Below are 13151 nucleotides of genomic sequence, written 5' to 3'. Positions count from 1 at the left end.
GCGCTTTCAAACTCGGGTTACAACGCACCTACCGGACGCAAACGATATTGCGGTGGCAGTTGCTCGAAACCACTGATGGTCGTGTTCAGGCTTTTCCAGCGGCCATCCTTGATGCCGTAGATGCAGCCGTGGATCGACAGGCTCTGCCCACGATGCCAGGCGTTCTGAATGATGCTGGTGTGGGCAACGTTGGCCACTTGCTGGACCACGTTGAGTTCACACAGGCGATCGACCTGCTCCTCTTCGGTCGGCAACTTGGCCAGCTCTTCGCGTTTTTCGTAGTACAGGTCGCGAATCGAGCGCAACCAGCCATCGATCAGGCCGAACTGGCGGTCCTGCATCGACGCGCGCACTCCACCACAACCGTAGTGGCCAGTCACAAGAATGTGTTTGACCTTAAGCACGTCCACCGCGTACTGGATCACCGACAGGCAGTTGAGGTCAGTGTGCAGCACCACGTTGGCGACGTTACGGTGTACGAACAGATCGCCCGGCAACATGCCGACGATTTCGTTGGCCGGCACCCGTGCGTCGGAACAGCCGATCCACAGATATTCAGGCGTTTGCTGGCGCGCCAGTTTGGCGAAGAAATCCGGGTCTTCCTTGGTGATCGCGTCAGCCCAACGCTCGTTGTTATCAATCAGGTCTTGTAAGTCGTGCATGTGTAAGGCCTCAAGAAAGATGCGCAGGTATGACAGACGACCACCCGTCGGGGTCACGAAAGGATCGCAAGTGTTTTCGTTGGAATTCTCGTGTGTCCGGTGAGTCCACCTAGTAAGGCCCACAGTATGAGGATTTGCCATGACTGATTCACGACGCCCTTACGATGCGGTGCAACCGGAGCCCATCGATGATAACGAAGACCGCATGGGATCGGTGCACGAGCTGGATTTCGACGACGAAGAGACCAGCGTGAAGATTGGCGATGAGATCCCCGAGCGTGAACACGAACAGTTGATGCCCAATGAACGTGTGCGCGAGGCGGGCATGACCGGTGCTTCGGTCAGTGATCATGAGCCGACTGACGACGATATGAGCCCGGAAACCCTGATCCATGAGGATGGCGCCCGGGATGCCGAAGAAGTTGGCGAGGGCAATCAGGCGGATTGGGATTTGAGCATTGTCGACGAAGATGACATCGGCGGCGGCAATGGCCTGGATGAAGCAGAGCTGGCGCGGCACGATCCGCTGGATGGCAACCGCTGACCTGTGGCGCTTGTTAAATAGCTATCGCGAGCAGGCTCACTCCTACAGGGGAACGCATTCCAAATTGTAGGAGTGAGCCTGCTCGCGATGCTTTTAGCTTTAGTCAACCAAGGTGCAGGCCATGACCACGGCATCTTCACGCCCACCCACCGCCGGGTAGTAATCCCGACGCCGGCCGATTTCGTTGAAGCCATAACGCTCATACAGCTTGAACGCCGCGGTATTGCTGTCACGCACTTCGAGAAAGCACTCCCGAGCCTCGGCGGCATACGCGCGCGACATCAGATGCTCGAGCAACGTCAGCCCCAGCCCACGTCCCTGGTTCTCCGGTTTGACCGTGATATTCAGCAGATGCGCCTCATCGAGAATGATCTGCACCACGCCGTGACCGACCTGCTGCTGACCTTCGAACATCAGCCATATCTGGTATTTACCCAGCCCGTCGAGAAAAATGCCGCGAGTCCACGGATGGCTGTACGCCGCGTATTCGATCTTCAATACAGCGTCCAGGTCCGCCTCGGTCATCGGGCGGAACGATACAGCTTCACTCATTCGATTCTTTCCAGCGCGCCATCAGCCGACGCATGGCTTGCCACACAGCGGCTTTGCGCTGTGGCTCTTCCATTAACAACTCCAGACCGGGAATGGCCCAGGCCGAGCCCAGACCTTCGATCTGCAATTCACGATTGAACGCTTCGGCGTCCGCCTCACCGGCAAACCGCACCGCCGGCAGGCCGATCAGCCACAGGCAGGCGCACGGCGCGGATTCCATCTGTACCGAAAGGAAACCCTGGACGAAGTCGCGCGCCGCCTCCGGACCTTGGTCCATGGTGCCGCGATTGAGCCAAGGCCAACGCACGGGCTCGCCGACGATTTGCGGCGCATCCGGCAGACCGGCGGCGCGCAACATGTCTTTAAGCAGCAAATAGGCCGGATCGCGGCTCTGGAACGGTTCGCCTGTGGGTAACTCGACCAGCAGCAGACAACGCCCGGTGCGCAGCAATTGCAGGGCGAAACGCGGCGGCGGCACCGGTGCCGGTTTGGCCACGACGGGTGTGTCGTCGGCCTCTTCCACGGGTTTGGCGTTGGTTCGCGTGCTCGCCGGCGAAGGGCGTGGCACTTCGATCTTCGGTCGTTCGCTCGGACGCGCGGCAGGCTGCACGGGCATTTCAGCCTGAGGCACGGGCATAACCTGCGCCTCTACCTCGGGCTCGGGCATGTCCAGCAGCTCGGGCCGTGAAGGCGCGGCGAAAGGCAATTCGGTGCGCGGCAGCCAGTTGACCACCTGCATGGCGTTCAAATAGGCGCGGCGGCGGGACTCGATAAGCAAGGGTCGGCCACTTGTGGATAACTGAAGTGCGCTGATTCTACCGCCCTTCGCTCAAGATCGCCTGTTGTTGATCGATAGACTTGATCAACGTCTTCCACAGGGAGAAAAGCGACAGTCCGTCCCGAGAGTGAATCGCATCCTTCGTGATGCAGTACAATCGCCGCTTTTCATTGCCAACCAGCCGGGCATTCCGATGATCGAACCCAAGCGCGTCTTGCGCGCCCTCGCTGAACACTGGGCACTGCTTGAGCCACTGTGTGAGCACTTCGACCAAGGCACATTGAGCCTCAACGAACTGCGCTCGCAACTGGCCGCCCAACAACTGGACAGCACGCCGCAGGACATCACCAGCCTGCTCGACGTGTGGATTCGCCTGGATATTCTGATTCCAGTGGCGAAAAGCCCGAACCGTTTCGAGCTGAACGCGCAGATTCACGATTTCCTCGCCTACTTGCGCAGGGAGCACCGGCTGGGCCTGTGCCTGGAAATCGAAGCCTATCTGCGCCACCTCGAACGTCTGGCCGGCTACATTCAGGACGCGTTCGACATCCGCGACGGTCACGACCTCGCCCGCCAGTTGCGCTTGCTCGACATGCGCGTGCGCGACGTGCTGAAGAAACTCGACAACGACGAACAGGCTCTGGTGGCCGTGGCTGAACGGGCCAAAACCAGCGACCGGCAGATTCCGCTGCGCCAGCGCTACGCCGAAGTGTTGGCGACGTGGGACGAATACGTCGAGCCGATGATCGATCTGGTCAATGCCGACGGCGCCTTCGAGCAAGGTGTACGCAAAGTCGAAACCGTATTGCTGAAGATGCTCAGCGAACAGCAGCGCCTCGGCCATCTGGTCGACGACGACATGCTCCTGCGCACCCACGCGCGCATCCTCGAAATGCAGACCAGCGCGCAACTGACCCTGCGTCATGCCCGCGAACTGCTGCTGCCGCTGCGTGAAGAAGCGCGCCGACACAACGCCGTGACCCGTGGCGCCGCGCTCGCCTTGGCGGCCATTCGCCGCAAAGGTATCGACGCCGTGCCGCAAGCCGCGATGCCGCTGTTCACCCGCCCGCAAAGCACGTTCCTCGGCAGCGCCAGTCAGGTCGAAGCCTACGTTTATGCCTTGGCGCGTTTCGAGCCGAAACCGGCGCGCTTCCCCAAGGCGCACAAGACGCATAAAGGTGAAGCCCCACGTGCGCCGCGCACTGTGCGCGAGATGGTTGATCGTTGCGAAGAAGCCCTGCCGATGCCGGATCTGATGACCTGGCTGCTGGAGCAGGAACCGGACGGCGCCACTGACGAATTGCTTTACTGGTTCTCGCGCCTGTCGCGGGAAAAACGCTTCAAGCGCGAGCGTCTGGAACGCCGCGAATACCACACTCATGAGCATCAGGTCAGCCTGCGCTCCTTCGCCCTGCTCTCGGCCAGCGACACCGCCGCCGAGGATTCTGCGAGCATCCCACATGCATCTTGATCTCTCCGAACTGTCTCAACTCGCGCCGATCTTTCGCGAGTTATTCAAGGGCTACCACGTCAGCCGCCGCGACCCGGAGCTGTACGCGCAACTGTCGAACTTCCAGGATCAATACCGCACGCTGTTCAAGGCGCTGGGTTTTGAACTGGTCTGCGACACTCGTGGCTTCTACTACTTCGTCCCGGACATGGCCGCTGCGGCGGTGAACAAGACTGCCCAGCGTCTGGCGCTGTTCACCTTCATCCTCGTCGAGCATCTGGCCGATCAGGGCCGCGACCCGATCGCCGTGCTCGATGGCGGCAGCCTCGGCCGCGAAGAGCTGCCATCGCTGCTGGAAAAATACCGCGATCTGTTCATTCAGGCCGAAGTACAAACCGTTGAAGAACTCGAAGAAAAAATCATGCGCCGCATGACCCAACTCGGTTTCGCTGGCGAAGAAAACGGCGTGTACCGTTTCCTGCCGCCGATGCACCGCTTCCTCGACGTCTGCCTGTCGGTACAGCAAGACCGCGATCTGGCGGCCAGCGTGCACAGCGTACTGCCGCTTCCGGCGCCAGTGCTGATCGACGAAGCCGCCGAAGCCAAATTCCTCGAAACCGACGATCCGCTCGATCTCAGCGAATTTGACGAAGAAAGCGAAGAAGACGCTCTGGCCCGTGCCATTGCCGAAGAACAGGAGTCCGACGCATGAGCCAGGAACGCTACGGCATCCGCCGCTTTGCCCTTTTGAACACCGCCGGTTACAGCCTCGGCCTGTTCCCGCTGGAAGAACCGTTGTCGGTTTACGGCGCGAACAACCTCGGTAAATCGGCGTCGATCAACGCCTTGCAGTTCCCGATTCTGGCGCGCATGTCGGACATGAGTTTCGGCAAGTACAGCCTCGAACAATCGCGGCGTTTCTACTTCGCCTCCGACACCAGCTACATCCTCGTCGAAGTTAACCTGCCACATGGCCCGCACGTGATCGGCGTGGTCGGTCGCGGCCCGGGCGGTGGTTTCGGTCACCAGTTCTTCGCCTACGCCGGCAAGCTTGATCTGGCGCATTACCAGAAGAACGACACCTGCCTGCGCCAGAAAGAGCTGTTCAGTAACCTTGAGAAAGAAGGCCTGAAAGCCTACGAACTCAAACCTGATGAACTGCGTCGTTTGCTGGTTGGCGGTCACACGTCGATCCCGCTGGACCTGACACTGATCCCGCTGCGTTCCACCAGCGAGCAGAGCCTGAAGACATTCCGCGCGCTGTTCATCAACCTGCTGCACATGCGCGAAATCACTGCGGCCAAGCTCAAGCAGTTGTTCCTTGATGCCTTCGAACACAGCCTGCGTTCCGGCAGTGTCGATTACATCGCCGCCTGCGAAGAAGCCTTCCGCGATGTGCGTCGTATGGAGCAGGACTACAACTCGCTGGTCGCTGCCGGCCCGTTAGTTGAGTCCTTGGCCAACGGCGTGAAACAGCGCGACGTGCTGCGCGGCAAACTGCATCGCCTGTCGCCGCTGCTCGACTCGTTGCTCGGCACCTGGTCGGACTACGCCAGTGCGCGTAAGGAAGAACTGACGATTCAGGCCGACCACTACCGTGGCGAGCAGGACAGCCTGCAAAACGATCAACGCGGCGGCACTCAAGAACTGATGCGTCTGGAGCGGGAAATTTCCGGCATTCAGCGCTGGCTCGGCGAACTGTCGGTCCTGAAGAATCGCTTTGCTTTGGTCGACGACGTCAAAGTGCTGGAGCAACAATTGCTCGCGGCCAAAGATGCCCACGATGAATTGGCCGGTGCCCTGGCGCAATCGCGTCAATTCAGCGCCGAGGATCTGGAAGAGCGCCTGCGCGATCTGGAAAAACGCCTGAAGTCGGTGAAGCAGCAACTCGATCACGCTGACAACAACAGCTACGCCCGCCTGCGCGAAGAGTTTTCGCAACAGGACGTCGAACGCCTGATGCGCCTGTTCAACAGCGCACTGTTCAGCCTGCCGTTGGGCGAACACGGCATCACCCTCGACGACGATGGCGAGTGGGTGAAATCGGTCGAGCTGATTCTTGATGGCTTCAAAGGTGAGCGTTTCGAAGTGCCGGGCCTGTCCATCGACATCTCGCACATCGAGCCGCCGGCTCTGCAAGCGTTGGCCGACCGCGCCGCGTTGCGCGATCAGAAAGAGCGTCTGGAAAAAGAACTCAAGCAACTGAAAACCCAACAGGCGGTCGCCGCCGACCGCGCCGCGAGCAAAATCCAGACCGAAGCGCTGTATCAGCAAGTGCTGGACGCGCAGAAAGCCCTGGAAGACTTCCGCCGCAGCCAGACCCTGAGTGCTGAAGAAGGCGACAAGCTCGAGCAACTGGCGCAGATGGAAGGCGCGCAGGACGAACTCAAGCGCTCCAGCGATGCCTTCACCGAGCGCGTCCAGCAACTGTCGGCCAAGCTGCAACTGGTCGGTCGGCAGATCGCCGACATGGAAGCCAAGCAACGCACCCTCGACGACGCCCTGCGTCGCCGTCAGTTGCTGCCGGCGGATCTGCCGTTCGGTACACCGTTCATGGATCCTGTTGACGACTCGATGGACAACCTGCTGCCGCTGCTCAACGACTATCAGGACAGCTGGCAAGGCTTGCTGCGAGCCGATGGCCAGATCGAAGCGCTCTACGCACAGGTGCGTCTGAAAGGTGTGGCCAAGTTCGACAGCGAAGACGACATGGAGCGCCGTCTGTCACTGCTGATCAACGCTTACGCACACCGTACCGATGAAGCGCTGACGTTGGGCAAGGCTCGTCGTGCGGCGGTCACCGATATCGCGCGTACCTTGCGCAACATCCGCAGCGACTACGACAGCCTCGAGCATCAACTGGCGCTGTTCAACCGCGAGATCAACAAGCGTCAGGTCTCCAACCTGCAGAGCTTCCGCATTGTCCTCGCGCCGAACAAGGAAGCGCTCAAGCACATCGATCAGATCATCCACAGCGCCGGTCAGTACGAAGAAGGCGAAACCCTGTCGGTGTTCGACCTCAGTCAGAGCGCCGAGCAGGACAACAAGAACGAAGAGGCCAAGGAATACCTGGCACGGCTGGTGGCGACAAACCACAACCAGCTCGGCCTCAAGGACTTGTTCGAACTGGCGTTCGAGATCACCAAGGTCAACGGTCAGCCGGTCATCCACACCGACATCGATGGCGCGGCATCCAACGGTACGACCATGACCATCAAGGCGCTGACCAACATGTACTTGTTGTTGCACTTGATGGACCGCGACCTTGCCGGTCGCGTACGTCTGCCGTACTACCTCGACGAGGCCGCGGACATCGACGAGAAGAACCAGGCGGCATTGCTGGAAACCAGCCTGCAACTGGGCTTCGTGCCGATTCTGGCGAGTGTGAAACCGCAAGTCTGCGCCAGTGTCGCCATCGACCTGGAAGGCGGCAGCGGCCCGGCCGGGATCTACATCGATGAGGCGGACTGGAAATACATCCGCCGCCATGATGTGGTGAAGGCGACCGTCAATGTGGAAGCAGATGAACCGGAGCTGGATGCAGTTTGATCGGCATTAACTGAAGGCAATAAAAAGGGCCGCGATCTGATGGGATCGCGGCCCTTTTTTATGGCTTGGGATTTGTGCTGATTTTGCGGGCCCTATCGCGAGCAGGCTCACTCCTACAGTTGATGCATTCCCCTGTAAGAGTGAGCCTGCTCGCGATGGCGTCACTTCAGACACCACAGAACTACTTACCGAGCGAAATCTTCGGCGCCCAGGTCAGCCACTCGTCCTCGAACTTGTCGAACAGCGGGAAGGTTTGTTCAGCCCGCGCCGGGTTGCCCATGCGCTCGCCATCTGGCGTAGCGAAAGCAATACCGCCCTGAATCGCCGTTTCCAGTGACTCCGTACGTACCGTCAAACCGTTGAACAAGCCGATATCGAAACCGACACCGCTGGTGTTCCAGAAACGGCTGCCGCTGCGTACCAGAGGCGCATATTTCGGCTCGATCAGAATGTGCACCAACACCCGGTCGGCGGTCTGCCCCAGTTCGTAGCCAGTAACTTTGCCTACGGTGATTTCACGGTAAGTCACTGGCACACCCGGTTTGAGCGAACCACGACGAGCAGCGCTCAAGACCAGACTCAAACCCGCCTCTTGCTTGGTCACTTCCGGCGCATTGGCCAAAGCCACGAAGTTCTTCTGCGGGCCAAGATTCTTCGCCGCTGGCTGGACTTCGATGTACTGGCCGGTCACCAGGGTTTCCAGGTTCGCCGTCTTGATCAGGCCCAACTCGGGTTTGACCACCCAAAACTGACTGCCGACCCGGGCGATCTTCTCCGGCACCTCAGTGATACGCGCCGTGAGGATGACCGATTGCAGATCGTCAGTCAGATCAACACTTTCGATCTTGCCGACATCCAGCCCCTTGAAGCGAACCGGCGTGCCGCTGCGCAAACCGTCGGCGCGATCGACCTTGATCGTCACCACCGCGCCCTTTTGATTCGCCTCATCATGGTTGGCGAACAGGCGGAAGCGCGGAATGCGCTTCTGCAATGGTGCCTTGGCTTGCGGCGTTTCGAAGGCGATGCCGCCCGCCATCAGTGTCTGCAGCGATTCGCTCTTCACTTGAATGCCGCCTGTCAAACCACCGGTCAGCGTGATACCGCTGACATTCCAGAAACGCGTCGAAGCGTTGACCAGGTTTTCGTATTCCTTATCGATGTGCACGCCAATGACCAATTGCTTCTTGGTCTTGGAGAACTGGTAGCTCTGCACTGAACCGACCTTGACCTGTTTGTACAGAATCGGACTGCCGACATCGATCGAGCCGAGGGCATCGGTGAACAGCACCAGGTGCAAGCCCGGTGAGCGCAGATCCAGCGGCGGCGCTTTTGGCCGGGCCTCGAATTCGCGTTTCGGTGCCGCGCCCTTGTCGCCCGGGCGTACCGCGATGTAGTTACCTTTCACCAGAGCTTCCAGCCCAGTGATACCGGCCAGGGAAATCGACGGTTTGACCACCCAGAACTGAGTGCCATCGACCAGGTAGTCTTCTGCCAATGGATCGAGGGTGAGCTCGGCAGTGGCGCTGTTCAGGTCAGGATCAACTTTCAGCGCTTTCATGTTGCCGACTTGAATGCCTTTGTACATCACCGGGGTGCGCCCGGCCTGCAATCCTTCAAAGTCACTGAGTTTGACCTTCACGCGAATGCCCGCAGCGGCCGCATCGAAGTCTTCGTAGAGACGGAACGGCAGGCTTGGATCCGTGGGTGGGCTGTCCTTGCGGTTCTCTGGGGTGGCGAAAGCGATACCGCCGGCGACAATGCTTGCCAGCGATTCGCTGCGCACTTTTACGCCGGACAAGTTGGCATCGATGCTGATGCCGCTGGCGTTCCAGAATCGCGTGTGTTTACGCACCAGTTTGGCGTAGGTCGGCTCGATGAACACTTTGAGTTCGACAGTGCTTTGATCTTCCGAAAGCACGTAGCTTTTGATCTGGCCAACCTTGATCTGCTTGTAGAACACCGGGCTGCCCCGATTAAGCGAACCGAGACGATCAGCCTTGATGGTCAGGTGCAGGCCTGGCTTGGAGTCCGACAGCGGTGGTTCTTCGGCCAGCGCTTTGAACTTGCGCGTCGGCTCGCCTTCGCCGGGGCTGATGGCTACGTAGTTGCCCGAAACCAGAGTTTCCAGACCGGTAATACCGGCCAGGGTGACGCTCGGTTTGACCAGCCAGAAGCGCGTGCTGGTCTTGAGGTATTGCTCGACGTCTTTGTTCATCTCGACCGTGGCGATCACTCCCTTGGAGTTGCCCTCATCGTCGAGTTTGAGCGCCTTGACCTTACCGACCGACATACCTTTGTACATGACCTCGGTCTTGTTGGCCTGGATGCCTTCGCCGCTTTCGAAGCGCACCTGGATCTCGATACCGGTTTCGGAGTAGGCACGCCAGCCGAGCCAGCCACCGATGATCAGTGCGATCAAAGGCAGTACCCAAATGGCAGACCAGTTCGAGGCCGGTCGGGTTTTCGCTACGGGCAAATCAGTCATGGTCGTCGTCCGACTCCGTGTTATCCCAAATCAGTCGGGGATCGAAAGTTACTGCGGCAAGCATCGTCAGAATCACCACGGTGGCGAAGGCGATGGCGCCAAGATTGGCTTCGACACTGGCAAGCCGGCCGAAGTTGACGACCGCCACCAGAATGGCGATCACAAAAATATCGAGCATCGACCAACGGCCAATGAACTCGATAAAACGGTACATCCAGATGCGTTGACGTGCCGACAGTGGTTGACGTCGTTGCACCGAGAACAGCAGCAGCGCGATACCGACCAGTTTGAAGGTCGGCACCAGAATACTGGCGATGAACACCACGGCGGCAATCGGAATCATCCCGTGCTGCACCAATTGGATAACGCCGGACATGATGGTGCTCGGATCACCCTGACCCAAAGAACTGACAGTCATGATCGGCAGGACATTGGCCGGAATATAGATAATCGCCGCAGTGATCAGCAGGGCCCAGGTTCGGGCCAGGCTATTTGGCCGGCGAGCGTGAACGAGTGCGCCGCACCGGGTGCAGGTTTGTCCGTCGCCGTCCTCTTCTTGCCTGTTCAATTCGTGGCATTCCGTACAAATCAGAATGCCCGCATCAATCGCCCGCATGAGCATCCTCTCCCGACAACGCCTGCCAGATCTGATGCGGTGACATCACCACTTCCAGCCAGACCTGAATCAACAACAAACCGATGAAACACACCAGGCCAAGGCCGACGGTGATCGCCGCCATGTCCGCCAGTTTGACGATCGCCACCAGCACGCCCATGAGGTAGACCTCGAGCATTCCCCAATCTCTGAGGTGGTGATAAATGCGGTAGAGCAACAGCCCATAGCTGCGGCCGACATTGAAGCGAATCGTCAGTAAAACGAACAACTGGCAGAGCAACTTGAGCAGCGGTATCGCCATGCTGCACAGGAATACGACGATCGAAACGCCCTGCATGTCAGTGTTGAACAGCCCGAGCACTCCGCTCCAGACAGTGTCCTGCGAGGATTGCCCGAGGATATTGAGCTGCATGATGGGTAAAAAGTTTGCAGGGATGTACAACAGCAATGCCGCGATGACCAGGGCAAGGCTGCGCTGCACCACATTATGGCGATGGGCGTACAGTTCGTAACCGCAGCGCGGGCAGAGGGCTTTTTCGCCGTGAGCAAGCGTTGGCTTGCGCATCAGCAGGTCGCACTCGTGACAGGCCACCAAGTCCTCCAGCGGTAAATCTGACAGCCCTGGGGCGTCAACCGACTCTGACATAAAGGCTCTGGCTCCGAAAAAGGTGGGGCTATTCTAGTGTTCTGATTCGAAAATAACTGTGCAAATTTGTTCGCTGTCGTAAGCAAAACTTTCCTGCGGGCAAAACAAAACCCCAACTGCTTTCGCAATTGGGGTTTCGGAATTTAATCTTGACGATGACCTACTCTCACATGGGGAAACCCCACACTACCATCGGCGATGCATCGTTTCACTGCTGAGTTCGGGATGGGATCAGGTGGTTCCAACGCTCTATGGTCGTCAAGAAATTCGGGTACTGACTCGTGACCAGATGGCCTCGCTTCAGCAAATTGGGTATGTGACAGCTAGGTGTTTGTGAACATCGAACTTTCGGTTCGTTTCGTCTTCACACACCGCAACTTGGCCTTTCGACGCAAATTGCTTGGGTGTTATATGGTCAAGCCTCACGGGCAATTAGTATTGGTTAGCTCAACGCCTCACAGCGCTTACACACCCAACCTATCAACGTCGTAGTCTTCGACGGCCCTTCAGGGAACTCAAGGTTCCAGTGAGATCTCATCTTGAGGCAAGTTTCCCGCTTAGATGCTTTCAGCGGTTATCTTTCCCGAACATAGCTACCCGGCAATGCCACTGGCGTGACAACCGGAACACCAGAGGTTCGTCCACTCCGGTCCTCTCGTACTAGGAGCAGCCCCTCTCAAATCTCAAACGTCCACGGCAGATAGGGACCGAACTGTCTCACGACGTTCTAAACCCAGCTCGCGTACCACTTTAAATGGCGAACAGCCATACCCTTGGGACCGGCTTCAGCCCCAGGATGTGATGAGCCGACATCGAGGTGCCAAACACCGCCGTCGATATGAACTCTTGGGCGGTATCAGCCTGTTATCCCCGGAGTACCTTTTATCCGTTGAGCGATGGCCCTTCCATACAGAACCACCGGATCACTAAGACCTACTTTCGTACCTGCTCGACGTGTCTGTCTCGCAGTCAAGCGCGCTTTTGCCTTTATACTCTACGACCGATTTCCGACCGGTCTGAGCGCACCTTCGTACTCCTCCGTTACTCTTTAGGAGGAGACCGCCCCAGTCAAACTACCCACCATACACTGTCCTCGATCCGGATAACGGACCTGAGTTAGAACCTCAAAGTTGCCAGGGTGGTATTTCAAGGATGGCTCCACGCGAACTGGCGTCCACGCTTCAAAGCCTCCCACCTATCCTACACAAGCAAATTCAAAGTCCAGTGCAAAGCTATAGTAAAGGTTCACGGGGTCTTTCCGTCTAGCCGCGGATACACTGCATCTTCACAGCGATTTCAATTTCACTGAGTCTCGGGTGGAGACAGCGCCGCCATCGTTACGCCATTCGTGCAGGTCGGAACTTACCCGACAAGGAATTTCGCTACCTTAGGACCGTTATAGTTACGGCCGCCGTTTACCGGGGCTTCGATCAAGAGCTTCGCGTTAGCTAACCCCATCAATTAACCTTCCGGCACCGGGCAGGCGTCACACCCTATACGTCCACTTTCGTGTTTGCAGAGTGCTGTGTTTTTAATAAACAGTCGCAGCGGCCTGGTATCTTCGACCGGCATGAGCTTACGGAGCAAGTCCTTCACCCTCACCGGCGCACCTTCTCCCGAAGTTACGGTGCCATTTTGCCTAGTTCCTTCACCCGAGTTCTCTCAAGCGCCTTGGTATTCTCTACCCAACCACCTGTGTCGGTTTGGGGTACGGTTCCTGGTTACCTGAAGCTTAGAAGCTTTTCTTGGAAGCATGGCATCAACCACTTCGTCATCTAAAAGATAACTCGTCATCAGCTCTCGGCCTTAGAATCCCGGATTTACCTAAGATTCCAGCCTACCACCTTAAACTTGGACAACCAACGCCAA

10 protein-coding genes and 2 rRNA genes (1 of these 12 cut by a window edge) are annotated in these 13151 nt (G+C 58.2%); 4 read left to right on the top strand and 8 right to left on the bottom strand.

What is annotated here, in order from left to right; translation table 11 throughout:
• Positions 1-17: 17 nt before the first annotated feature.
• The gene (can, locus tag JFT86_RS11570) at positions 18-662 is read right to left on the bottom strand and encodes a carbonate dehydratase (protein WP_003228196.1); all 645 of its coding nucleotides are present in this window, start codon (positions 660-662) and stop codon (positions 18-20) included.
• Between the two features lie 139 nt (positions 663-801).
• Here can and JFT86_RS11565 point away from each other — a divergent pair, with 139 nt between their 5' ends.
• On the top strand, positions 802-1206 hold the full coding sequence (locus JFT86_RS11565; protein WP_201236802.1) for a serine kinase/phosphatase: 405 nt from the start codon (positions 802-804) through the stop codon (positions 1204-1206).
• A 99-nt stretch (positions 1207-1305) separates the two neighbouring features.
• Here the strand turns inward: JFT86_RS11565 and rimI are convergent, their stop codons facing one another.
• Positions 1306-1758: a ribosomal protein S18-alanine N-acetyltransferase gene (gene rimI, locus JFT86_RS11560; RefSeq protein ID WP_007961522.1), complete on the bottom strand. Its 453-nt coding sequence runs from the start codon at positions 1756-1758 to the stop codon at positions 1306-1308.
• A complete protein-coding gene (locus tag JFT86_RS11555; protein WP_201238587.1) occupies positions 1751-2497 on the bottom strand; it encodes an energy transducer TonB in 747 nt (248 codons plus the stop codon). The genes rimI and JFT86_RS11555 overlap by 8 nt, the downstream gene beginning before the upstream one ends.
• A gap of 232 nt (positions 2498-2729) precedes the next feature.
• On the opposite strand from JFT86_RS11555, the gene mksB reads away from it, so the two are divergent.
• From mksB to mksF, 3 genes are read left to right on the top strand one after another with little or no spacing between them, the layout of a single operon-like run.
• The gene (gene mksB, locus JFT86_RS11550; RefSeq protein WP_201236801.1) at positions 2730-4007 is read left to right on the top strand and encodes an Mks condensin complex protein MksB; all 1278 of its coding nucleotides are present in this window, start codon (positions 2730-2732) and stop codon (positions 4005-4007) included.
• Positions 3997-4698, top strand: a complete 702-nt coding sequence (mksE, locus tag JFT86_RS11545) for an Mks condensin complex protein MksE (protein WP_053123840.1) — start codon at positions 3997-3999, stop codon at positions 4696-4698. Before mksB ends, mksE begins: the two co-directional genes overlap by 11 nt.
• Positions 4695-7535 (top strand): Mks condensin complex protein MksF, encoded by a 2841-nt coding sequence (mksF, locus tag JFT86_RS11540; RefSeq protein WP_201236800.1) that lies wholly within the window; start codon positions 4695-4697, stop codon positions 7533-7535. The genes mksE and mksF overlap by 4 nt, the downstream gene beginning before the upstream one ends.
• Positions 7536-7716: 181 nt before the next feature.
• Here mksF and JFT86_RS11535 read toward each other — a convergent pair whose 3' ends face one another.
• The 5 genes from JFT86_RS11535 to JFT86_RS11515 all read right to left on the bottom strand — a co-directional run.
• Entirely contained in the window at positions 7717-10020 is a 2304-nt protein-coding gene (locus tag JFT86_RS11535; protein WP_201236799.1) for an MlaD family protein, read from the bottom strand.
• On the bottom strand, positions 10013-10636 hold the full coding sequence (locus tag JFT86_RS11530; RefSeq protein WP_201236798.1) for a paraquat-inducible protein A: 624 nt from the start codon (positions 10634-10636) through the stop codon (positions 10013-10015). Before JFT86_RS11530 ends, JFT86_RS11535 begins: the two co-directional genes overlap by 8 nt.
• Positions 10623-11282, bottom strand: a complete 660-nt coding sequence (locus JFT86_RS11525) for a paraquat-inducible protein A (protein ID WP_201236797.1) — start codon at positions 11280-11282, stop codon at positions 10623-10625. Before JFT86_RS11525 ends, JFT86_RS11530 begins: the two co-directional genes overlap by 14 nt.
• A 147-nt stretch (positions 11283-11429) precedes the next feature.
• Positions 11430-11545 (bottom strand): 5S ribosomal RNA (gene rrf, locus JFT86_RS11520).
• Between the two features lie 148 nt (positions 11546-11693).
• Positions 11694-13151: ribosomal RNA gene (locus JFT86_RS11515) — 23S ribosomal RNA — on the bottom strand; it runs 1436 nt beyond the window's last position.

Source organism: Pseudomonas sp. TH06, from assembly GCF_016651305.1.
GTDB lineage: Bacteria > Pseudomonadota > Gammaproteobacteria > Pseudomonadales > Pseudomonadaceae > Aquipseudomonas.
This window is presented reverse-complemented; position numbering and strand designations above follow the sequence as displayed.